Origin of the sequence: Streptomyces sp. NPDC006314 (assembly GCF_040613075.1) — a bacterium.
Classification (GTDB): domain Bacteria; phylum Actinomycetota; class Actinomycetes; order Streptomycetales; family Streptomycetaceae; genus Streptomyces.
Map to the genome: position 1 here is coordinate 12,339 of NZ_JBEXRL010000036.1, position 21,522 is coordinate 33,860.

General features: G+C 67.1%; 19 protein-coding genes and 4 pseudogenes. 5 read left to right on the forward strand and 18 right to left on the reverse strand.

Annotation, left to right across the window (positions count from 1 at the left end):
- The first annotated feature begins 120 nt into the window (after positions 1 to 120).
- The 3 genes from ABZ079_RS35510 (at position 121) to ABZ079_RS35520 (ending at position 2,871) form a co-directional block, all read left to right on the forward strand.
- The gene (locus ABZ079_RS35510; RefSeq protein WP_356943565.1) at positions 121 to 1,080 is read left to right on the forward strand and encodes a helix-turn-helix domain-containing protein; all 960 of its coding nucleotides are present in this window, start codon (positions 121 to 123) and stop codon (positions 1,078 to 1,080) included.
- A 211-nt stretch (positions 1,081 to 1,291) separates the two neighbouring features.
- Positions 1,292 to 2,230, forward strand: a complete 939-nt coding sequence (locus tag ABZ079_RS35515; RefSeq protein ID WP_356943566.1) for a MerR family transcriptional regulator — start codon at positions 1,292 to 1,294, stop codon at positions 2,228 to 2,230.
- Between the two features lie 74 nt (positions 2,231 to 2,304).
- A complete protein-coding gene (locus ABZ079_RS35520) occupies positions 2,305 to 2,871 on the forward strand; it encodes a GNAT family N-acetyltransferase (RefSeq protein ID WP_356943567.1) in 567 nt (188 codons plus the stop codon).
- A 35-nt stretch (positions 2,872 to 2,906) separates the two neighbouring features.
- Here ABZ079_RS35520 and ABZ079_RS35525 read toward each other — a convergent pair.
- The 15 genes and pseudogenes from ABZ079_RS35525 to ABZ079_RS35595 all read right to left on the reverse strand — a co-directional run.
- Positions 2,907 to 3,491: pseudogene (locus ABZ079_RS35525) on the reverse strand (transposase); the annotation flags it as partial.
- A gap of 251 nt (positions 3,492 to 3,742) precedes the next feature.
- On the reverse strand, positions 3,743 to 4,000 hold the full coding sequence (locus tag ABZ079_RS35530) for a hypothetical protein (protein ID WP_356943568.1): 258 nt from the start codon (positions 3,998 to 4,000) through the stop codon (positions 3,743 to 3,745).
- Positions 4,001 to 4,327: 327 nt separating this feature from the next.
- Positions 4,328 to 5,029 carry a hypothetical protein gene (locus ABZ079_RS35535; RefSeq protein ID WP_356943569.1) on the reverse strand — a complete coding sequence of 234 codons (702 nt, stop codon included), beginning with the start codon at positions 5,027 to 5,029 and terminating at the stop codon, positions 4,328 to 4,330.
- A gap of 323 nt (positions 5,030 to 5,352) precedes the next feature.
- Entirely contained in the window at positions 5,353 to 5,667 is a 315-nt protein-coding gene (locus tag ABZ079_RS35540; protein ID WP_356943570.1) for a DUF6207 family protein, read from the reverse strand.
- The gene (locus tag ABZ079_RS35545; RefSeq protein WP_356943586.1) at positions 5,555 to 5,989 is read right to left on the reverse strand and encodes a hypothetical protein; all 435 of its coding nucleotides are present in this window, start codon (positions 5,987 to 5,989) and stop codon (positions 5,555 to 5,557) included. Before ABZ079_RS35545 ends, ABZ079_RS35540 begins: the two co-directional genes overlap by 113 nt.
- 50 nt (positions 5,990 to 6,039) lie before the next feature.
- Positions 6,040 to 6,357, reverse strand: a complete 318-nt coding sequence (locus ABZ079_RS35550) for a hypothetical protein (RefSeq protein WP_356943571.1) — start codon at positions 6,355 to 6,357, stop codon at positions 6,040 to 6,042.
- A 106-nt stretch (positions 6,358 to 6,463) separates the two neighbouring features.
- Positions 6,464 to 6,760, reverse strand: coding sequence for a hypothetical protein (locus ABZ079_RS35555; protein WP_356943572.1), 297 nt, complete (start codon positions 6,758 to 6,760; stop codon positions 6,464 to 6,466).
- 12 nt (positions 6,761 to 6,772) lie between these two features.
- Positions 6,773 to 7,888 (reverse strand): hypothetical protein, encoded by a 1,116-nt coding sequence (locus ABZ079_RS35560; protein ID WP_356943573.1) that lies wholly within the window; start codon positions 7,886 to 7,888, stop codon positions 6,773 to 6,775.
- Positions 7,889 to 7,891: 3 nt separating this feature from the next.
- On the reverse strand, positions 7,892 to 8,134 hold the full coding sequence (locus ABZ079_RS35565) for a hypothetical protein (RefSeq protein ID WP_356943574.1): 243 nt from the start codon (positions 8,132 to 8,134) through the stop codon (positions 7,892 to 7,894).
- Positions 8,135 to 8,359: 225 nt separating this feature from the next.
- Positions 8,360 to 8,599, reverse strand: a complete 240-nt coding sequence (locus ABZ079_RS35570; protein ID WP_356943575.1) for a hypothetical protein — start codon at positions 8,597 to 8,599, stop codon at positions 8,360 to 8,362.
- A 253-nt stretch (positions 8,600 to 8,852) separates the two neighbouring features.
- Positions 8,853 to 10,028 (reverse strand): lanthionine synthetase C family protein, encoded by a 1,176-nt coding sequence (locus ABZ079_RS35575; protein WP_356943576.1) that lies wholly within the window; start codon positions 10,026 to 10,028, stop codon positions 8,853 to 8,855.
- A gap of 150 nt (positions 10,029 to 10,178) precedes the next feature.
- A complete protein-coding gene (locus ABZ079_RS35580; RefSeq protein ID WP_356943577.1) occupies positions 10,179 to 13,292 on the reverse strand; it encodes a lantibiotic dehydratase in 3,114 nt (1,037 codons plus the stop codon).
- A gap of 80 nt (positions 13,293 to 13,372) precedes the next feature.
- Positions 13,373 to 14,995, reverse strand: coding sequence for an ABC transporter ATP-binding protein (locus ABZ079_RS35585; RefSeq protein ID WP_356943578.1), 1,623 nt, complete (start codon positions 14,993 to 14,995; stop codon positions 13,373 to 13,375).
- 317 nt (positions 14,996 to 15,312) lie between these two features.
- Positions 15,313 to 15,549 carry a hypothetical protein gene (locus ABZ079_RS35590; protein ID WP_356943579.1) on the reverse strand — a complete coding sequence of 79 codons (237 nt, stop codon included), beginning with the start codon at positions 15,547 to 15,549 and terminating at the stop codon, positions 15,313 to 15,315.
- A 560-nt stretch (positions 15,550 to 16,109) separates the two neighbouring features.
- Positions 16,110 to 16,686: pseudogene (locus tag ABZ079_RS35595) on the reverse strand (transposase family protein); the annotation flags it as partial.
- Between the two features lie 49 nt (positions 16,687 to 16,735).
- Between ABZ079_RS35595 and ABZ079_RS35600 the strand changes: the two are divergent.
- A pseudogene (locus ABZ079_RS35600) lies at positions 16,736 to 17,527 on the forward strand (IS5/IS1182 family transposase).
- Between the two features lie 57 nt (positions 17,528 to 17,584).
- Here ABZ079_RS35600 and ABZ079_RS35605 read toward each other — a convergent pair.
- Complete coding sequence (locus tag ABZ079_RS35605) at positions 17,585 to 18,559, reverse strand: helix-turn-helix domain-containing protein (RefSeq protein ID WP_356943580.1); 975 nt, start codon at positions 18,557 to 18,559, stop codon at positions 17,585 to 17,587.
- 737 nt (positions 18,560 to 19,296) lie between these two features.
- Here ABZ079_RS35605 and ABZ079_RS35610 point away from each other — a divergent pair.
- Entirely contained in the window at positions 19,297 to 19,446 is a 150-nt protein-coding gene (locus ABZ079_RS35610; protein WP_356943581.1) for a hypothetical protein, read from the forward strand.
- Positions 19,447 to 19,513: 67 nt separating this feature from the next.
- Here ABZ079_RS35610 and ABZ079_RS35615 read toward each other — a convergent pair whose 3' ends face one another.
- Together ABZ079_RS35615 and ABZ079_RS35620 are read right to left on the reverse strand one after the other, a co-directional pair.
- A complete protein-coding gene (locus tag ABZ079_RS35615; RefSeq protein WP_356943582.1) occupies positions 19,514 to 19,933 on the reverse strand; it encodes a hypothetical protein in 420 nt (139 codons plus the stop codon).
- Positions 19,934 to 20,766: 833 nt separating this feature from the next.
- A pseudogene (locus ABZ079_RS35620) lies at positions 20,767 to 21,304 on the reverse strand (IS5 family transposase); the annotation flags it as partial.
- Positions 21,305 to 21,522 lie beyond the last annotated feature (218 nt).

Below are 21,522 nucleotides of genomic sequence, written 5' to 3' on the forward strand. Positions count from 1 at the left end.
TTTCTGGGGGGTCGGCGTACGGCTGTGAGCCTTCCAGGGCCGGCCGACCCACGGGAGTGGCAGAAACGACGAGTACACTGAAATTCCTGCCAGCGCCCTCGACCGCGAAGGGACCATGTGATGCTCCGCGATGTCGCCGTCATCGCTCTCGAGGGCGCACACGCCTTCGAGCTGGGCGTCTTCTGCGAGGTTTTCGGTATCGACCGCAGCGGCGACGCGTTGCCCCGCTACGACTTCACCCTCGTCTCGGCCACCGGCCAGGACGTGCGCACGCGGCACGGTTTCGAGGTACGGGCCTCGCACGGCCTGGAGCGGCTTGCCACCGCGGACCTCATCTGTGTCCCGGCCTACGACCTGCGCGTACGCCAGTCCGACCACATCGCCGAGGAGCTGTGTGCCGCCGTCCAGCGCGGCGCCCGCGTCCTGAGTATCTGCACCGGCGCCTTCCTCCTCGGCCAGGCGGGCCTGCTGGACGGCCGGCGCTGTACCACCCACTGGCAGTACACCGGGGAACTCGCCCGCCGCCACCCGCAGGCGCGGGTCGAGCCGGACGTGCTCTATGTCGACGAGGATCCGGTCATCACCGGGGCCGGCACTGCCGCCGGCGTCGACGCCTGCCTTCACCTGGTCCGCAAGGAGCACGGCAGTGCCGTGGCCAACGCGGTCGCGCGGCGCATGGTCGCATCCCCGCACCGGGAAGGGGGCCAGCGCCAGTACCGCGAACGCCCCCAGCCCCGGGAGGGCACCGGCTCACTGAGCCCGGTCCTGACCTGGATCGAGGCCAACCTCGACCAGGACCTGACCGTCGAGGCAATGGCCCACCGCGCCCACCTGTCCCCGCGCACCTTCGCCCGGCGCTTCCAGCAGGAAACCGGAACCACTCCCCTGCAATGGCTGACCGGACAACGCATCATGCTCGCCCAGCATCATCTGGAGACCACCGACGAGCCGATCACCACGATCGCCCGCCGTACCGGCTTCGGCACCATCGACAACCTCCGCCACCACTTCGCCCATCGGCTCGGAACCACACCCCAGAGCTACCGGCGCGCCTTCCAAACCCCGCACAAGGAATCCTGACCGCCGCCCTAGCCAGCAGCGGATGTGACCTGAGCTGCGCTTTCGGTAGGGAAGGGCCCGAGTCTGCACACGCTCTCTGACTGGTTTCTCAGAAGTGCCGCAACAACCCTCTGCTTGCTGCTGGGGCGCGGGCTTGTGGATGAGGAGTGGTTGCCTGCTGGCAGGCGAAGGGACTTGAGTCTCCAGTAGGGGGAGACGCAAAGGTGGGGGCATGGACGGCGACACGCTCTACTCGATCGGCGAACTCGCTCGACGGACCGGTCTCACGGTCAAGACCATTCGGTTCTACTCCGATCGCGGAATCGTGGCGCCGACGGACCGCAGCCCGGCCGGCTACCGCCTCTACAGCATCGACGCCGTCGCACGCCTGGACCTCGTGCGGACCCTGCGCGAGCTGGGACTGGACCTTCCCACGATCCGCAAGGTCGTGGACCGCGAGCTCTCGCTTCCCGAGGTCGCCGCGGCGCACGCCGAAGCACTGGCAGTGCAGATCCGCGTCCTGCGCCTGCGGCGCGCGGTGCTGATGGCGGTGGCCGAGCGCGGGTCCACACCTGAGGAGACGGAACTCATGCACCGGCTGGCCCAGCTTCCCGAGGATGAACGCCGACGTCTGATCAGCGATTTCCTCGACGCCGCCTTCGGCGGTCTTGACGCCGCCCCCGCATTCGTGGGGGTCATGCGCTCGATGACCCCCGAGTTGCCCGACAACCCGGAGGCAGAGCAGGTCCAGGCGTGGGTGGAGTTAGCCGAAATGTCCCTGGACCCGGGTTTCCGCGCCGTCGTGCGGCGGATGGCCGAGGACCAGGCAGCCGAGCAGACCCGAAGCGACATGATGGGCCCGCGCCGCGACATTGCCGCAGTCGTCCGTGACCAGGTCGGCCCGGCCCTGACCGCAGGCATCGACCCGGCCTCGCCCCAGGCCGATCCGATCGTCGCGGCATTCACGGCGCACTGCGCGCACCTCCTCGGCCGGCCCGACGACGTTGAGCTTCGTCGCCGGCTGGCGACTCGGCTGGAGAGCGTGAGTGACCCCCGCAGGGAGCGGTACCTCCAGCTGCTCGCAGTGGTCAACGGCTGGCCGGCCCCGGAGAGTCTGGCTCCAGTGTTCGATTGGTCCGTCCAGGCTCTACGCGTCCGGACACAGCAATGACGGGGCGGTCGCAAGGCGCCATGGGGCGGACGCGGCTGGCGTCGGGTGAAAACGCCGCCGCATATGATCGGTTGATGAGTGCCCCGGTGGTACTTCAGGTGGCCGCGTCGCCGGTCTCTCCCGCTCTCGTTCTTCGCCCCTGGCGCATGGAGGACGTTGCCGCATTGGTCGAGGTGAGCCGGGATCCCGCACTGCGCCAGTGGGCGAGCTCTGTCGTGGACGACGATGCCGACGGGGCACGCTGGGTGCAGGCTCAGCAGCAGGGCTGGGCAGCGGGGGACCGGTTCGGCTTCGCCGTCCTTGAGGCACAACCCGGTTCAGTTCGCGAACAGTTGGTGGGCAACGTGGTCCTCAAGGAGGTCACCTCCGGCAAACCGGCGGCCGAAGTGGGCTACTGGACCGCGGCGCACGCTCGCGGGCGGGGAGTGGCCTCCGGCGCTCTGGAGGCACTCACCAGCTGGGCCTTCGACACCTTCGAAGCCGACGGGCTGGAGCGTCTCGAACTCCTGCACCAGGTGGACAACCTGGCATCGTGCCGGGTTGCACAGAAGAGCCGCTACGACTTCGACACCATCCTGCCCGCGGCACCGCCCTCCTTCCCCCGCGATGGCCACCTGCACATACGGCGCACGAGTGCCTGAGATCCTCACGGCTTCTGCGGATCGGCTGAGGCTGCTCACGCCGAGAGGGTCTCGGGGCATTCGACGAGGTGGCCGCGTTCGAAGCGGGCCCCGGCACGGACCAGAGCGACGAGGTGGGGTGCGTTCACAGCCCGCCAGCGGGCCTGGGCTGACTCGACCAGCTTATCGCCAGCCCGGCGGCCCGTGCGGGCCTGCTCCTTGTTCTCGGCGTTGTAGATGTCATGGATGGCGCGCTTGGCCGCAGGCTGGGCCGACTTCGGCAGGGAATCGAGAACATTTGCGGTTTTGTGAACCCAGCATCTTTGTGCGCGGGTGTCGGGGAACACCTCGGCCAGGGCCTTCCAGAAGCCGAGCGCGCCGTCCCCAACGGCCAGCACTGGGGCGCGCATGCCCCGGCGGGCACAGTCGCGTAGCAGGCCCGCCCACGCCTCCGTCGACTCGCGATAACCGTCGGCCAGCGCGATCAGCTCCTTGGTGCCATCCGCCCGCACGCCCATCACCACCAGCACGGCAGCCTTGGCCTCCTCCAGGCGTATGCGCAGGTGAATGCCGTCGGCCCACACGTACACGTACACGTAGTCCGTGGCCGACAGATCGCGGTCCATAAAGGCATAGCTGTCGGTGACGCGGTAGACGTGCGCCCCGGCGGCGGTCTGGACATCCACCAGCGCGCGGTATCCGTCCGTTTTGACGTCGCACACCTGCAGCCGGTCGCCCTGTTCGCGGAAGGTGGCGGCGGCGCCGCTGCCGTGGGGGCCGCCGCTGTACCACCAGGTGGTCGCCGCCGAGGCGGTTCCGGTGTTGGACGCCATCAGGGCACCCAGCGCAACGGTGGGTACGACGGCGCGGGCCATGCGCATGCGCGTCGACTTCATCCGGGTCCTCCTGAGCCGGCGGGCCCGGCCGTGGTGCCGAACCGTTCCGAAGCAAACAGCTCCACATGGCACCGAGCGACGATGACAGCCTGTTGGGTGACGGCGACGGGGAGCTTCGCTGTGATCACCGAGCCGTGCCACAGCAGCGCGGCCGGAACCTTCGTCTGGCCCGGCGCGAACAGCACCTCGGCGAAGACGAACCCGGCCAGGTTCTGCCGGCCGTCCGCGGCGCCAGTCTGGTAGAGGCCGTACAAGCCAGAAGCAGTGATCTTGCCGACGGGGATGCCGGACAGGAACCGCGAGTAGGGGATGTCCGTGTCCGTCGACGGCTTGTAGTGCGTGCCGACGTGAAGGTGGACATGTCGAGGGTGATCGAGTCGACCGCATCGGTGCCGTGCATGCTCTGCAGCCAGGACCGGTCGGCCGTCAGGGTCTGGGGGGTTGTGACCGGCTGAACGGTCATGGGTCCTTCCGTGGACGCGACGAAGCGGTGATCGTCCGCTCACCGGGTGGTGGCGTCGTCCACGAGAGGGAGAGGGCGTGGTCCCCGTACGTCCGACCTTGACCCGCCGGTGGGAGGTTCAGGAAGTCAGGAAGCCGCGCTGACGGGCCATGTCCGCGTCGTGCGAGCCGGGCTTGGGGATGCTCGCGCCACGCGCCGGCGGCCCGCCTGCGGGAGAGCCACCAGGTGCCGGGGCCGGGACCACGGTGGTGGAGCCCCCGAACAGTTCGGGCCTGCCCGTCTTCAGCGCGGCAGCGGCCTCGGCCAGCGCCGTCTCGTCGGCGTCGTCTTCCACGGCGAGGAGCAGTTCGGCGTCGGCCAGATCTGCACCCGTCGCGCCGAGGCCCACGAGGACGGCACGGCGTACCGCGGCTCGCTCACGGGCGATGGCCTGCGCCTCCCGCTGCACCGCGTTGGCCTCCCGCTCGTCGGCGGCCTGCTCGCGGCGCTCCAGCTCGGACAGGGACGCCTGCTCTGCTTCGCGCTGCTGCCGCACGAAAGCGGTCAGGTCGTCGGCCTTCGAGAAGCCCAGCTGCTCGACGAGCTTGCGCACGGCCGCCCGTTCGCCCTGCTGCTTCTCGCGGGCCAGCAGCCGGTTCAGCGCGTCCTGGTCGAGGCCCTGCTGCGCTCCCGCCGGCGGCGCGGCCGGGTCGGCGGGCGGCGCGGCCGGTATCTGCTGGTTGGACGGGTCGGTGGGGTCCGCGCCCAGGATGGGAAAGATGGGGCGGCCGTCACGCCGGTAACCGACGGGCGTACGGGGGTCGGGCAGCAGCCTGTCCATGCGGATCCGTCCTCCAGCAGCAGCGCCCGCGCGCCGCAGTGTAGCCACAGCGCCCCCACGGCACACGGCTGCGCCGTGGCCAATCAGCTGGCCCCGCCGCGCGGCACGCATCCATGGACGGGGTGGGCGTTCTCGGCAGGCTCGAGAACGCAGCGCACCCTCGATGACGTCCTGGTCGCCGGTTGTCGGCTTGGAAGTCGACGTCGATGTCGCCCGCGGCAAGGCTGGACGGTAGCGGCACCCGGCTCGTCCTCACCGCATCCGCAGGGACGTCGACGTCCAGGAGGTGCTGCTTTCTGGCGCAAGCGGCCCCTTGCCTTGAGTCAGGGCCAAGCCCTGGTCGGTTCCATGGGCGGGCCGGCCAAGGCGGCGGTGGTGAGTTCCTGGCGCAGGTCCAAGTAACAGCGCAGCCATACGCCAGACTGGCCAGAGTCCCGCGTCGTGTACTCCCCTGTAGCCGTCGCCCGCCGTTCGGCGAGCAGCTTCTGGAAGGCGAACGTCGTGGCGTCGTCGGGGGCCGCTGGATCAGAGGGAGTTGATCTGCCAGGCCAGCGCGCCGTTCGATCCTTGCGTAGCGTCGACGTCAATGTGGAGCTGCTTGCCTGCCCGGACCCGCTGCTGGACCACCGACTGATCACAAGGCACCTTGGCCGGTGTACCAGTACCGGTCGGCTTGAAACTCAGCTGCCCTGTGCCGTGACCGACGCAGACCAGTTGGAGTTTGTAGGTCTTGCCCGCCTGCAGGGTGGGTTCGGTGTGGATGCCGTCCGTCAGACGTTCCGCGCCACCCTCGAGTGTCCGCCCGGTCCGAACGGCAGCGAGGGCGGCCTGGGCCTGCTTGGTCAGGCGCTGCTCTGAGGACCCTTCTGCCTCCCGGGAGGAAGTTGCAGTGGGCGTCGAGGACCTCTTTGCAACCTTCCCGTCACCGGCATCCGACGTACACGAGGCAAGGAGGAACACCGACGCCGCTATGGTGCATCCAGCGATCCATCTCCGTGCGGTCACATGGGTCATAACGATGTCTCCCAGTACTTCCAGCCGGTCTCGGTCGTGGGCAGCGTAGCCTTTCCATGAGCGAGTTCGACGCGGGTGTCACAGTTCCTGCCGCTGGACCGGTACTTCTTCCAGGTGGTCTTGTAACCCCAGGAACCGTACTGCAGGTGACCGTATTTGTTCCTGGTAACGTCACGGTTGTATTCGTGGCCGGTTGTGACGGTCACCCCGCCCGTGACCTTTACGCTGATGGTGGTCTTAGCCTTCGCGAGTATCGCCCCCGCTGACCACTCTCCGCTGCCCGCGATTTCAGCAGAGATGGTTCCGGCTCTCACGACGGAAACCTTCATGTTGCCGCCCGGGCCGTCCTTGTATTTGGTGCCGTTCCACCACGAGGGAATGTGATACGCCAGTGGCCTCCAGTCTGCGCGAGGTTGGTGGTCAGCGCGGGCCAGGGGCGGCCTCGCCGATGATCCCGGTCTTGCCGGCCGGCTGCAGTGGTGCGGGCGGCAGCGGCTGCGCCTGCGGCGGGCTGGTGAGAGTCCCCTGCGCAGCGGGCGCCTGCACCAGCGGCACGGTGGGCGTCGGGTCAGCCTCGGGCAGGCCCAGGTACTCGCGCACGGCGCCGTTGTCGCCGGTGGCGTCGGCGAGGCGGGCGGCCTGGCCGAAGGCCCGCTTCTGGATGCGCTCGATCTCCTCGGCGATGTCGTCGATGGGGTATCCGGCCTCTTGCAGCATGCACACCGCGGTCTACAAGGAGAACACGTTCGCCTCGTAGCCCTGCACGACGTCGTTGAGGACGGTGGTGCGGTCGGTGGGGGTGTGCGCCCCCCACACGAGACGTGCAGGCAGGGACTCGCCGGCGGGCCACTCCTGCCCGGCCTGGTGCAGGCGCTGCACCATGCGCAGCAGCAGCTGGTACTTGTGGTCGCGGGCCAGCCGCATCCCGGCGACGAGGGAGTCGAGCGGGCCGAGGGCGATCTGCAGGCTGTAGCCGTTGGGCAGCTTCGCCGGGTCGAGGCTGCCGAGCCCGGCCGCGGTGAGGCGGGTGTTGGCGGCCATCCGGTCGAGGAGGTGGTCGACGCGCTGGCGGAGTTCGGCGAGCTGCGCGGAGGTGTCCAGGGTGTCCATGCGGCCGTTGTCGGTGAGCTGCCACACCGTGCCCGCCTCCACCCGTACCGGCAGGGGCTGGCCGGTTGCCCGGTCGATGGGCAGGCGCGCCCCGGCGAGGGCCACGATCGGTGTGCCGGTGGTCGAGGACGCGGACGCGCTGTCGGTGTCGGTGGCCTGCAGCTCGTCCAGCAGCTGCAGCACGCCGGCCAGTGTCGACTTCCCCCAGTGCTCGCCGACGTCCGGGATGGAGTTCGGGACGTGGACCACGGGGACGAAGTCGACCATCAGGTCGAGGCGATCGAGGACTTGGCCGTCGGAGCGCACCCGGTAGGTGGCCTTGCCGAGGGGCAGGCTGAACACGTCGTGGGCAGAGCCGATGTCTTCCAGCAGCCATTCGGCGTCGGTGAGGTAGCAGGTCGTCGCCGACGGCTGGCCGGGCGCCCACGGATAGATGCGGGTCACGGTGCCGGTGAGCGGATCGCGGGTGTCGCCGACGATCAACGTCGGGTCGCCGTCCGCGCCGGCGACCTGCTCACGGATCGCCCGCCCATCGGCGGTACGGCCGGGCTCCGGGGCAGGGCCGATCGGGCCCAGCTCGTAGGTGATGCGCCGCACCCGGTCCTTCAGGCCGCGCACCGGGTCGGCGGGCAGCTCCCACGCGAAGTGCACGCGCCGCGGGTACTCCTGGGCGTCTTGCTCGCCCTCGTTCCACTCGGGGAAGTACCAGCCCGGGTCGTAGGTGCGCAGCAGCACACGTCACTTCGCCGGCTCCCACGCCAGGGTGTAGACGCCGTCACCGCAGCGCACCGCGCACCGTTCGGCCTGCTGGACACGCAGCGGCAACAGCTCCTGGTCCGCCCACGAGCGCAGCCGCTCCTGCAGGTCGGCCGCCGCCACAGCTTCCGGGGTGGCCTTCTCGCCCTCGTCGGCGTGCTCGGCACCGGGCACCACGATGGTCTGCTCCGGGCCCAGCAGGTAGCTGAGGGTGGTGTCGATCATCCGTACACGGTGTCTGCAGTGGACTACCCGGCGCAACCAAAGAGTCAAGGGCACCGACAGAACGCTTATCGGCGCACGCCCCGGCACACACAAGGGGAGGCCAGTGGCCTCCCCTTCATGCACCCCCGCCTACCACCGTGGTAACCCCAGCCCCGCAGGCCGCACCGATACACCGGAGAAGCGAAGACAAGGACTGGCGAACAACCCAAGCGCGCGGGGCACTCGTCAGTAGCGAAGCCAGAGCTGCCATCCCCCCGTCTCGACGAGGCAGTCGTAGTCACGGAAGCCTTCCCGCTGGTAGGACTGGCCGACATCAACGCACGTGGAGTAGGTCGGGTAGGTGTCTATGTACTTGATGTAAGACGCGGAGGCGTTCGCGGTTCCGGTCCCCAGCAACGCGGCGCCGAAAGAGAGGGCGGAGATCGCGGCTGTGAGAGACAGGAAACGGGCGGGCTTCTTCGTCATCAGATCCACCTCAGGATGTGTAGGAATGAGTATGTGAACGAGTGGGTTTCGATCGGTTAGCGGCGGCTGGCAGTCGAGCCTTGAGTTCGGGGTAGCCTCCGCACAAGTCAATTGCTGATTCATCGGCGCCTCGTCCGTCCCAGGGGAATGTGTCGGATCGCGAGGTTACCGAGGCCGCACCGCAGGCACCGGGGGTGACGTGCAATGAATTGCATGCCCGGATCACTCGTGTGGCGGGGAGGATCCGTGCTGGTCACCAGGACATCATGAGGGCCGCCTCCCAACCTGACCGCGGTGGCTCGTGCGTGGCGTACATCCACAGGGCCAGCAACAACCCGGTAACTCCATCCAGGAAGCCGGGGTGGTCCAGGCGGAGTCCGGAAGCGTCTTGAGGGACGGTGAACCCGAAGGGTTCAGTCGGCTGATGTCTGCGCATGATGTCCTGGACGGTGGCCTCAACGGATTCGTCGAGCACGTTACTCGGACGTTCCCGACGAAATACCTCGAGCCCAACGAGGAGGCCAGCCAGTCCATGGCAGAGGCCCGGCTGGCTCATCTCCGGTGCTGTGCGGCTTCGTGCGGCGGCAGCCTGCAGTGCGGCATGTGCGGTGTCGATCCAGCTTTCCTCCCCCAAGGCAGTGCCGGCCAGTCTCAGCGCGTTCGCGATTCCTGGTGTGCCGTAGCACCAGGACGGGCGCGTGGCGGTGGTGCTGGTCCCCGGGGCCCCGACGAGGTCTTGGACCTGGATGCCGGTCGGCCAGAAAACTCCGTACGAGTCGGACTGCTGCCACTGGTATAGCCACTCAACGATCCGGTGGACAGCTCCATGCGCGCTGTCGCTCCGGTGACCCCGCTGCCATGCCAGTGAGAGCAGAGCAAGCGGGCCGGTGATCCCATGTGCCAGACCGAAATTGCCGTGCCCTCCAGGGGTATCATCCTCGAAGTCCATTCCGTGATCGACCCACCAGCCCGGCAGCACGAGTCCGTCGTGGTGCGGGCGGGGCAGGGTCAGTTCCGTCAGATATGTCAGCACCTCGGCGAGTGCGGGCGCCTGTTGCGGGCCCGCTTCAAGCAGGTGGCGACCGACGCCGGACATTCCACTGATAACGTCGAAATCATGGAATTTCCGGCGTTGTGAGGCGTCTGGCAAGGTGCTTACGCGGTGACGGGAGAAGGACGCCGCGAAGTCGCCGATTCTCTGGTCCGTTCGTGAGCGCAGTACCGCGTAGTCTCCCGGTCGGACGGTAGCTGCTCGAGCCGAGAAAGCGAACGCGGTCAGTCCCGAATACAGTCCGCCTGTCGACGCGTGAACTGCGTGCCGTCCTGCCGCCGTCAGGTAGTCGTGGGTGACCGTGCGGAAGTAGGGGTCGTGGTGACCCAGTTCGGCGAAGAGAAGAGTAACGCCTGGAAATCCGTTGGCCAGGGACATCGGGTCCCACATCGGACGGCTATCACCCTCGTCGGAGGGGATCCGCCCCCCACTCGTGAGGGCGACTTTCTCCAGCGCCCTCGGGTCGGTCATCTTCTTGGCTACGTCGACGACCAAGTCGGCCGCCACGGATCGGAGTGCGGACATCGGTCACCTGCTTCTCTCGAGGTGGGACCAGGCCGCATTGCGCATGATCCCGCATGCGCGGACCTCGGCCTCACGGTTGATCCCGAAGAGTCTGTTGAAGTTCATGTGGAGAAGACTCTTTAGGACGCGGGTACCCAGCGGGGTCGGGCCGTCAGAGGGGATCAGGGACCGAGCATACGCAACTGCGGATGGCTCCCAGTGCGCCCAGCTGGCGACGACGGACGCCCCGGCGGCCGACGCCGAGAGATCGGTCCAGGCTCCCGATGGGTCCAGGAGTGCGAGATGCTCAGGCGCAGGCAACTTGCTTCTCGGCGTTGATGCCTTCGGATAGGCGCCGACGATCCATCTGTTCCAGTCCCAATTGCCGAACGCCTGCAGAAGCCCCAGAAAATTCGCTGCGGCCAAGGTCTCGTCATCGACGGGAAGGCGACCCGCGGTCCTCGTTTGCAGCTGCGAGACCACGATCTCGCTGTCCGCGTGGAAGAATTTCTCCGCGGTGGTCATCAGCGCGGCCCCTCCGTACCGCGCCAGCTCCGGCCGGTAGGCCTCCATGGAGGTGCTTCGGGCGAGCCGCCTGGCGACGAGGTCGCTCGACCATTCGTGGACCGCTGCGGTGACCTGCGCGCGTATCGTATTCGGCTTCCCGTGTAGCCGGATACGCAGGTGCGGCTCGGGATCGGCGTACCTGATGTAGAACCAGCGATCGACCTTCGCCTGACAGGAAGCCAGCAGTCGCGGGAGGTCGACGGCGAGGATGCGGTCGTGCGTTCCTGCGACCGCATACACCTTCAGGTAGAGCCACTCGCCACCGGGCTGGACGGTGCTTGTGCCGTGCCGGAGCAGGACAGGCGCCGCCTCGGCAGTCCTTCGAATCCGGGTATTCGGGGCGGCGAACGCGTTCCCGTTCCTCTTGAGGGGAATCACCAATTCGTTGGCGTGGCCGCCGATCCAGTCGAAGTCCCCCTCCGCCACACAGGACTCGAACACCTGCGCGTCCAGGTGCTTAGTCAACTCCGACCTCAACAGTTTGCAGTGCAGGAGCTCGCGCAGGTCCAGGTCAAGGTACCGGTCGGAGACGACGACCCTGACCCGGTGGGGAACGTTTCGGCGAGCCTGCCAGGTTCTCAACTCGTCGAGCCAGTCGCACCAGCTTCTCTTGCCGTCCCTCATGGCGTCGGAGGGCAGCCAGCGTGCCGGGTGGAGGATGGTCCGCCCGTACATCACCCTGGGTAGATAGGGGAAGCTCTCAAGGACTCCCCAGTTCCAGTTCCGCCACGGCTGCGCACTGTCCGCAGAGAGTTCCGCTATCAGGCGAGCTGCGTTCGGCGCCGCCATCGGCAGATTCAGCATGTGCGGGACCACCACTGTGACGGGGGTTCGATTGGGTCCCCAGACGAGCCGGAGCCGCTCGCGGTGCACCTCCACGGCGAGGTCAGCCAGATCGAGGGCAGTGCCGTCATCGTCGCGAGGGAAAGTGCCAACGGGTATCGACCGCCGCGTGATGCGCGGCACCCGGGTCACGTTGCGCAGTCTGGCTTCGACGGGCTGAAAGTACAGGTCGGCGACGATGGTGTCGTCCGACGTTGCTTCGTCGACGAGCAGCCGGCGCAGCGCGGCCGTCCCGTCGAGCATGTCGGCGAAGCGGCCCATGACGCTGCCCGCCTGCGCCGACCCGGCTACTGGTGACAGGACCAGCCTGAACTTGCCCTCGTCCACATCTGCGATCGATGAGGCCAGGACCTGTACGCAGAGGTCCAGTGATTGGGAGGCGTCTTCGTCGGCGGGGTAGGACAGTCGGTCTACGAGTTCGTCGTCGAGTTCCAGCACCCGATGCCCGTTGACGAGGCAGTCCTGCAACAGATCCGCCAGCACGCTTCGGCGCGTCCGGCCGATGGCGGTCAGGGGAGCATCACCCTGGTCACTCGCAGGTCCGGTAGCGGGCCAGGCGTAGGTCTCGGGTGCGCCGATGCCCGCATGCGGGTCAAGGAGTTCGAGGATCGGTACCGCAGTGTCGGGGCCGTAGTGCTCCATGAAGGCGGTGAAGTAGTCGCGGAGATGCGCGTATCGGCTTCGTGGGGACATCCGCCACAGCGCCGTGGCCGCTTTCTCCGCCTCGTCTGCGACTGTACGCCCGATCACGACCTCGGCGTCGAACTTCATATCCACCTGAAGGGGGTTCACCATATCGGCGTGCACCGTTCGCATCGACCGGATGGCCTGTTCCCTCGCGTCGCTCCCCGCTGCGGGCGCGGAGCGGGAATAGCGTTCCAGCGCCTCGGCGACCTCCCGCAGCTCCCGCGCGTACGGCGCCTGGGCACCCGCGAGGAGGTCGATCAGTCGGCCGAGCAGGTCGTCCGACGTGTGCCCGGTGTGAAACTCGGTCAGCAGCACCTCGCTCTTGAGTAGGGAGTGCAGCATCTCGTCGGCCGTGTCTTCGGATGCCTGGGGGTGCTCCGCACACAGCACTTCGATGAGCTGGCGGTAGCCGATTCGCTGCCGAGCCGCGTCCATCACGGTGGCGACGGCCGACGTGTACCTGATCGAGATTTCCTTCGACCTCCGGCTGCCCGCTTGGGAACCGGTTCGCGTGGTGTACGGCACGACGAGCCGGTCTCCGCGCACCGTGCACAGGTTGTTCCACACGACGACCAGCCGGTTCCTGGTGGGCCGGTCGTCCAGGGCTTGGGTCATGACATCCGCAATCCATCCGGCGTCTGCCCTGACGTGTTTGCGGTGACTGATTCCGATCCTGGCACGGGTGTGCTGGCCGACATGACCGAGCGCGACGCCCGCCATGATCCCGAACGGTGTGGGCCGGTGGCTCATCCGGAGGAAGTAACGCAGGGCGGACAGAGCGGACCGCTCCGCCTTCCTGGCATCCATCTGCCGTCCCGCGAAGGCCTCTTCCAAAACTCTGCCCAGCCGAGGACTGGAGACGTGTACCGCTTCCCGGAACAAGGCGTCGGAGGACATGGCTTGCAGAAGGTCGGTCAGCTTTGACCTATATGCGTCGTCCCGAGGGTCGAGGCCCGGGAGGGTGGCATGCAATCGATTCTGGGAGACCGCCGCTAGGCGGACCAAAACGGGGTCCTGCGCCGTGAACATCTTCCCGTTCATGTCCTTCGTTCATTCCGCAAGAGGTCGGCCGATGGAACGGCGCGACCCAATGCCTTGGAGGGGAATTGAGGTCTAAACAGTCACGATCGCATATAGTCGTCGGCCTGCATGGAAAAGAGTCTGGCATATTCGCCGCCGACGGCTATCAGATCTGCGTGTTTGCCGGTCTCTGATATCCGACCGGCCGATAGGACGGCAATGCTGTCTGAATCGCGGATTGATCCGAGGCGATGGGTGATCAGGAGGCTGGTCCGACTTGTCCGATGTTCGGCAAGTCGCGAAATTACCTCTCTTTCGGCCTGCGGGTCGAGCCCTGCCGTCGGCTCATCCAAAATAAGGAAGTCCATGTCTTCCCTCATGAGACCGCGCGCCAACGCTACCCGCTGCCATTGCCCGCCTGACAGCATGACACCGGTTTTGGGGTCGTTCTTGTCCTCTTCACTGAAAAAGATCCGGCTGAGCAGCGTCTCGTAACCGAAGGGGAGCACGGAGATGACTTCGTGGGCTCCCGCCCGCTCGGCCGCTCTCCGCACCTTGGTTGCGTCGGACAAGTGGTTGATGTCGCCGATACCGATATTCTCCCCGGCGGAGAGGTCATAGAACATGAAGTCCTGAAAGACGGCCCCGATCCGCCGCCGAAGATCTTCGGGCGGCATATCCCTGATGTCCACACCATCCCAGTAGATGGCCCCTCGTGTGGGGTCGTGGAAGCGGCAGAGCAACTTGACCAAGGTGCTCTTCCCTGCCCCGTACTTCCCAACAAGGCCGATGGTCCTGCCGTGTGGAACGAAAAGGCTGACCCCGCGCAGTACCCAAGGTGCATCCTCCGAGTAGCGGAACCATACGTCCCGGATCTCAATACCCTGCCGCAGAGCCACAGCGGGATGCGGTGCAGTAGGAGCGGCCACGTCGGACTCGGAATCGACAACGAACAGGTAGTGGTCGAACAACAGGAGGCTGTTGTGCGCCTTGGCGATGGCCTCAGCCAAGCCAGACACCGCGAGCTGTACTGCCGCGACCGCGGAGATCAGCATGGAGACGTCGCCTACGGTAAGAGCGCCACGCCAGGCAGCGTGGACCGCCCAGGTCAGTGCCGCGCCGGCCAGAGCGGCACCGGTGAGCCCCAGAAATCCCCCTGCCCGCAGCGCCCTGCGGGCGAGATCCCGCTGGAACGAGTCCGATAGTCGCCGGTCTTGAAGCATCCGCCCTCGGAAGAAGTCCCCTGTCCCATAGAGCCGGATCTCCTTCGCCGCCCGGAAGTTGGAGATGACGTCTCGGTAGAACAGCTCCCGGCGCTGGAGGGGAGCGATCCGGTGCAGGACCTCAGCACGCCGTGAGCTGAGGGTAAGTTCCATCAACACGGTCGGAACCATTGAGGCGATGAGTGCCCCGACCAGAAGGGGGCTCAGCACACTGAGCGAGGCGATGAAGCCCACTGAAGTCACCAGCCCCGCGACGAGCCCGACGGCCGCCGTCACAGCTGCACTGGGGGCCGACATGCCAGCCTGTTCGGCCAGGCGCAGCCGATCGAGAAAACGGGGGTCCTCGAACCGGGCCAGCGTGACAAAACGGTTGATCTTCCCGTAGACCTCGTCGTACGCCTCAGCCGATATGGCTCGGTTCAGTTCTTCCTGGAGGTAACTCCTGGCATGAGGAAGCACTGCCGAAACCAGGCCGACTACCACCAAGGAGGCGAGCGGCACCGTACCGGCCCAAGGTGATGGGCCCGCACCGAGGGCGATTTGGTCGAGGATCGTCTTCGTAAGCCATGCCGCGGCAATAGGGAGGGCGGCTCCGCAGAAGCCACTGCCGACGTAAAGTGCAACCCCCCAGGGGGAGGCCTTTCTTGCCAGAGCGACAGCTCTGGCCGCCCGTTGCCAGACCGGACGGTCAGGTCGGAGTGTCATGGGTGTGCCTGCCGGGGAATTAGGCGGAGAGTCGGCGGCGGGCCGGGGCCGCTGAGAAATTGGGTAGCCGTGCGGGCTCCCCGCCGACAGACCGCGAGGAGCCCGATCTCGTGTCAGTCGCAGCGCGGACACATGGCCGGCGCCGCACCTGCTACGCCGTAGGAGTAGCCGCACTGAGTGGGCACATACGAGCAGTAGCAGGTGTACGTGCCACCGGTGTTGCTGCAGCCGATGGAGCAGCTGGCCTGGGTCGCCGCCATCGGAGGCAGCATCTCCTTTTCGGCCTCGAGAAACTCGATGTCGAGGTCGAAGATGTCGTTCGCTTCGACCACCGCAGCTATCGGGCTCATTGAATGATTCCTCCTGATCTAATTATTTCACGCGCCGGGGAGCTTGCATCTTTTCCCGTGATTACACGCAACGTCAAGGCCTTGTTAAGGGCGTCTCCGGAGGTGTCGCGACCTGCCACCTGCATTCAAGATGCTTCCAGTCAAGATTTTCGAGTCTTATTGAAGGCGCTGAATGCCCCGCAGTAACACCCAACTGCGCCGGAGGAGCACGGGTTTCCCCAAGCATGAGGTCGCAACGCTCACATTCGACTGCAATACCCAGCCGAGCGAACCGCCGACCAGCACTCAGCAACTCCGCACAACCCCCAACCCCGTTAAGGCAGCCTGCACGACACACGCATGACGATGCTCGCCTCTCCCCTGCCTGCCGTTTCTGACACGACAAGGCGCGGCACACGCCACGGGCTGTCACCAGCACTCTTGTGACTTTAATCTGGCACGGGATGCGTGAATGTGCGTGGTGTCCAGAGATTGTGTGCAATGCGTGCGAAAGGGCGTTGCACAGGGGTGTGCTCGGGCAGATCGGGGCGTGCAGGCGGGGTCGGATGGTCATGACGCGAGGCGAGGTTGTGCATGTGGGCCACGGCCTGGACAGCATGGTGGAGGCCGTTGCCGCGCTGGCGGCAGTTGCGGAGGATTTTGCAGCTTCCGGACGATGGCGTGTTCCACGCGGGCACGAACCCTGCGGTGCTCGGCGTTGTCATTTCCTTCAGCCTGAAGGAGAGGCCGCCCCACGGCGTTCGGGATGCGGCACTGCCACACCGCAGTTGAGATAAGAGCCGTCACCGAGCACCGTCATGCCACGGCAGTTTGCTCCCTCGGCCCGGATGCCCGCCATGCGTGCGCGTTTGCTGTGGTGTCCGGCGCCGGACGGGCTGGCGCGATCACCAGCCGTGTGTCCGCGTCCACGATGACCTGCACGCTCGCGGAACACCGGTAGTTGCGGCTGGAGGCAGCGACACCCCGGTCGCGGACCGGGATGAGCATGCGGTCCACGATTCACGAGCAACAGTCCCGGCCGCTGGATGACACGGCACACCGTGGAGTAGGAGACACCAAACAGCGGGCCCAGTTGCCATTGGTCAGGTTCGTGCGGTAGTTCACCTCCAACAGCAGCACCCGCTCGGCAAGCGGCAAGTCCACGGCCGACCCCGCAATCGTGCCGCTGCTGGGCCACCTTCAACAGCTGTATGCAGGCGGGGCGTTGAGGGTTGGGCGTGTGTGGGTGAAGACGTTCACCGGCCTGCGTTTGGATCAGTTTGGGGCGGCCGCTGAAAGCGGTCCGGGAACGCGGGGGGAGGGCTGCGGATGGGGTCGTCCGTGGCGGTTGCCGCTGGCCGAGCGGGTGTCGCTGGTGGCGGTCTACTACCTCACGATGAGGCGGCTCGCCTCGTTGTCCGGCGTCTCGCCCGCGACCGTGTGCCGGGTGATCCAAAGGCTCGGTCCGCTGCTCCCGCTCGAGCCGGCCCGGGCGTCGGCTGACAGCGTCGAACGGCTGTGGATCATGGACGGCACCCTCATCCCGGTCCGTGACCGGAAGGTGGGGGCTTCCTCGCGTAACTACCGCTTCTCGGCGAACGTGCAGGGCCACCCACAGCGCGCAGGGTGGCGGCCGACGGCACCGGCCTTCGCGGATGTCGCGACCCGTCTGGTGGTGGCGATCCCGCCCCGTGCCCCGCAACACGGCGGACGCGAAAGCCTGGCGGGACTGCGGTCCGGCCGAGCACTGCCACAGGGCGACGGTGCTCGGCGACGGCGCCTGCATCAACACCGGCCTGATCGTGCCGCACCGCAAACGCCCCGGACAGCCAGTACTGAAGGGCGCGGAAGAAGACAACGCCGCCCACCGCAAGGGCCGCGCGCGTCGAGCATGCCTCCTCCCGGAGGAAGACCTACGAGGTCCGCGGTGACTGCAGGCAAAGGTGACAGCCTTCACCATGCCGTCGCCCGCATGCACCATCTCGCCCTCGCCGCGTGACCAACTCCCGCCCAGACGCCGCTCCAGCCTGCGTGATCACGGCCTTCTGCATCACCCTCAGGCCACACGCAACGCGATCGCGCGATGTTCGGTGGGTGTCATCCCGTACGACTCTCGGAAGGTCCGACTGAATGCGGTGGCACTGGGAAAGCCCCATCGGGCTGCGATCACCTGGACGGGCTGACCACTCAGATCCCGGCGGGCAAGGTCAGCGTGAGCTCGTTCGAGTCGCCGTTGGCGGATCCATGCCGCCACGCTGGCGGGCTGGTCACGGAAGAGGGCGTAGAGGCTGGACAGGGATATGCCGTGCCGGTCGGCGATCAGCTGCGGGGTCAGGTCCGGATCACCCAGGTTGTTGTCGATGAAGCGGGTTATCCGCTGCAGCATTTCTTGGGCCCGGGCCTCCGCCGGTGCCTGTTCAGGGGTTCCGAGCTGCTGAGCCAGGCAGGTGGTGGCCAGGTCAAGGGCTATGGACCCAATCCCGCGCAGTTCCTCGGGGTCACAGCGCGGGCCATGGGCGAGAAGTGTACGCAGGAAGCCGGCGAGAATCGCTGCCGACCCTGCACTGGTGTGGATCTCCCGAGCCAGGAGGCAGTCCACCCGGTCCGAGCCCAGCAGAAGGTTCGTGCGGGGGATCTGCAAGAGGACCACCTTGACCAAGCCGTCAGCGCAGGCTGACTCACTTTCCATGGCACGGGATGTATCCGTCAGCACCAGGCTGCCTCGCGCTGCTACCGATTCGGTGCCCCGTTGAGAGGTCCTGATGGCACCGTGCGTAATGAGCGCCAACTGGAACTGCTCGGGATCACCGCGCCGAACATGGGCCAAGCTGCGGCGTCCGAGCACTGGTGAGTAGGCGAAGGTCGACAACCTCACATCCCCAAGATCCAAGTCCGTGATCTTCGCACGGAAGTGGGCCGTGTGCCGGGAGCTGAGCGTGAGGGGCATCAGGCCGCTGGACAATGTCTCGTAGAACCACTCGAACCTGTCCTTGCGCGGCTCGGTGGCAGCCGGCGTAACCGATGATCTCACTCAACCCCCACATCTCGTGTGGGGCGGCAGCCGGTCCCTTACCGGCACGTTGCACAGTCCATGCTCACGTCCGTCCCCCACATGATCAATTATCGGCCACACGATCCCGGACGGGTAGGTGCGATCCTCACGTCGCGGGTCCACCGGCCACCACCCCGCTGACGACAGGCCCCAGAGTACCCACCCGGGATTTTCGATGCACCGGTGGAACGCCACTGCGCGTCAGTCTGCGGCCGCGACGGGCCCCGGACCGAGGTACGTCCTCAAAGCCGGCATCCCGGCGCAGCCCAACGGGAGGAGCCGGGTTTCCGCAGGACTCCAGTTCCTCTTCTTCTTGGTGGGTGTTTGGGGGGACCTCTTGATCGGCAGGATCTTCTCGTCGCCTCGTCCGGGGAGCCAGCTGACGTTGTCTCAGGCCACGTCCTGCGTCCAGCCGGTGATGTCGAGCAGCAGGCCGACCGGCGGGCCGCTGATCAGTTCGGCGTAGCGCCGGTCGGTTCGCCGGCCGGGGTGGTCGTGGTCGGCGCCGTAGACCCGGCGGCCTAGCAGCTTCTCGTCATCACGGTCCGTCCGTTCAGCCTGCCGGCTGCCGCTGACAGCCGGGCCCGGGTCGCGTCACCTGCGGAAGCGGGAGAGCCCTAGCCCTGCTCTTGTTGCCGATGCGCGCCCGGGCGGGCTTGCTGTACGTCGGTGACGGCCTGCCGGTCGCAGTCCTCACACAGAGACGGCCGGGGTTCTTGGGCGGCGCCCCAGCCGACGCGCTCGACCGGCTGTCGTTCTCCGCCTTCTTCACCCAGGTCGAGTTGCCTCAGGGGCAGTCGGTCCACTCGTACGCGGCGACCAGTAGTACCCGGTCCTCCAACGGCGCCCCCACGGCCAGCCCGTGACGAAGGGCTGCTTCCTATCACCGCAGCCCGGCCACCAGCTCAATCCTGTGGTGCCAGCACTCAGGGCTCAGCGAGATCGGGCTGTGCCCGGCTGTTCCTTGCCCTTCTCGTCGTTGCCCTTGAAGCAGACGACGAACCACTTTCCGGAGCCTGACTGGGTGAGCGAGCCGGTCGTGCCCGGGACGTCGGAGCACGCGAGGGTGTCGACGACTGCGTTCTCGTCCATCTTCAGGACCTTGTAATCGGCGTGCGGGTCAGTGCAGTCGAGTTTCTTGGCCTTCGCTTCCTTGTCCGTCCCGGTGTTCTGGAAGCAGTCGCCGGCCTTGAGCGTCGGGGACTGGTCCTTCGTTTCGTACGGACCCAAGGCCCAGAAGGCCACCATGCCCGTGAGGACAAGGATCAGGCAGAGGAAGACCAGGCGGTTGCGTCGTATCTGCGCCGGGGTATAGGAGGCATTCAGCCCGCCCAGGGGCGGTATTTCGGACACGGGCAGTTCCTCAGGCAGTGGGGACTTGCGAAGACGACCACGAATTTAGCCGCCTGCCCGTACTCGTCGTTCGTCTCCCCCTGTTGGCCCCGCCGGGGTTGTCGCGGGTGGTGGCGAGCCGTGCGAGCACGACGGGAGAGGTTCCGACCCCACCTCCTTCCGCGCCCGACCCCGAGAACGGCGGCTTCGGGCTGGCGGCCATACACGCCCGCATGTGCGCCTTCGAAGCACACTCTGACCATCGAATCACCCCGGCCACGGCACCGCCCTGGTCGCCCGGCTGCCCCTCCCCCGGCCCACCGAGTCCGAGTCCCAGGGCCGCCGGGTGGGGTGGCTGCTGGAGGAGGAGTACGGCGCCGGTGTGGTGGCGCTGCCGCCGGCGTCGACGTTCAACCGGCTGGTGCACGGTGGCCGACGGGCAGGGCCTTTTGGGGACGGCGGCGCAGCGGCGGTGGCATGCGTCGCGGCCGGCACCTCCGTTCACTCCGACGGTTGCACTGCGCCCGGGTGAGCTGGTGATGCCGGACAGCACACCGCTGGATGTCCTGGCGGTGCTGGGCGACGGTGTGACCGGCCGTCTTGAACTGTGCATCGCGTGAGATCGACGGCAGGCTCGGACTGAGGCGGTTCGGCCGGCTTCTCTCCCGCGATGACGGCGTCGACCAGTTGCTCAAGGGCGTGGGCGTACCCGTCGTGATCCACGCTTTCGTCCACGCCGATCATTTCCTGGACCAGCACCTCCGCCAGCTGTCGCTCGCGGTCGCTGAGCGGGGACGGCGGGGACCAGGTGGGCGAGGTCTGGTGAGACACGTCGTATGCCTTGTCCGCATTTGGAGGCGTTGGGGCTTGAGGTGGCGGCCACGGTAGGGGTCGTGTCTCGTGTGGTGGCCGGCCACCATTGGCTTCAGTCCTTCGCTGTCGTGGACGTTCGCGGCTGAGACGCCGACGACCAGGGGCAGTCCGTTCGCGTCCGACAGGACGTGCATCTTGGAACCCGGCGTGCCCCGGTCCACGGGGCTCGGACCTGTGTGTTCTCTCCCTTTTTTCGCTCGCACGTGGGCGGAGTCGAGGACGACGCGCGAGACGTCGATGAGGCCGACGTCCTCGAGACGGTGCAGCACGGCCTCGTGCAGGCGGCCCCCAGACCCCGGCCCGGGACCAAATCAGGAACCGGCGGCGCGCGGTCGACTTCGATATCCCGAAACAGGGCGGCACAGCCCGCCAGGCGCAGCCGCTGACCAGCACGTAGATGATGGCCGCGAACAGCGTCTCATCAGGCGTGTCCTGCGTTCCCCCGCCCTACGGCCGCACCTTCGACGGTGGGATCAGCGGCTTCGCATCACGCGGACCGCGAAATGGGGGCGCCACGATCGATGGGCGTGCACCTCAGCGCCACCTGGGTCGGTGAGTTCACCGTCGACGGTCAAGGTTGCTACCGCACCGCCGCAGACCCTACTGACCAGCGACGGAAGCCGTTCCGCCCACGTGGAGTACACCGTCGCCAGTACCGGCGGTGTGGGGGGGGGGGGCCGGCGCGCGCGGGCGGCGCCCGGGTCCGTGGCACCGCTACGAAGGTGGACAACGAGGGT

Coding starts and splice junctions, on each gene's coding strand:
- ABZ079_RS35520 (WP_356943567.1), top strand. CDS start 2,305: ATGAGTGCCCCGGTGGTACTTCAGGTGGCCGCGTCGCCGGTCTCTCCC.
- ABZ079_RS35575 (WP_356943576.1), bottom strand. CDS start 10,028: ATGTCCCTGGCCAACGGATTTCCAGGCGTTACTCTTCTCTTCGCCGAA.
- ABZ079_RS35515 (WP_356943566.1), top strand. CDS start 1,292: ATGGACGGCGACACGCTCTACTCGATCGGCGAACTCGCTCGACGGACC.
- ABZ079_RS35510 (WP_356943565.1), top strand. CDS start 121: ATGCTCCGCGATGTCGCCGTCATCGCTCTCGAGGGCGCACACGCCTTC.
- ABZ079_RS35535 (WP_356943569.1), bottom strand. CDS start 5,029: ATGGACAGGCTGCTGCCCGACCCCCGTACGCCCGTCGGTTACCGGCGT.
- ABZ079_RS35570 (WP_356943575.1), bottom strand. CDS start 8,599: ATGACGAAGAAGCCCGCCCGTTTCCTGTCTCTCACAGCCGCGATCTCC.
- ABZ079_RS35580 (WP_356943577.1), bottom strand. CDS start 13,292: ATGAACGGGAAGATGTTCACGGCGCAGGACCCCGTTTTGGTCCGCCTA.
- ABZ079_RS35555 (WP_356943572.1), bottom strand. CDS start 6,760: ATGCTGCAAGAGGCCGGATACCCCATCGACGACATCGCCGAGGAGATC.
- ABZ079_RS35590 (WP_356943579.1), bottom strand. CDS start 15,549: ATGAGCCCGATAGCTGCGGTGGTCGAAGCGAACGACATCTTCGACCTC.
- ABZ079_RS35565 (WP_356943574.1), bottom strand. CDS start 8,134: ATGATCGACACCACCCTCAGCTACCTGCTGGGCCCGGAGCAGACCATC.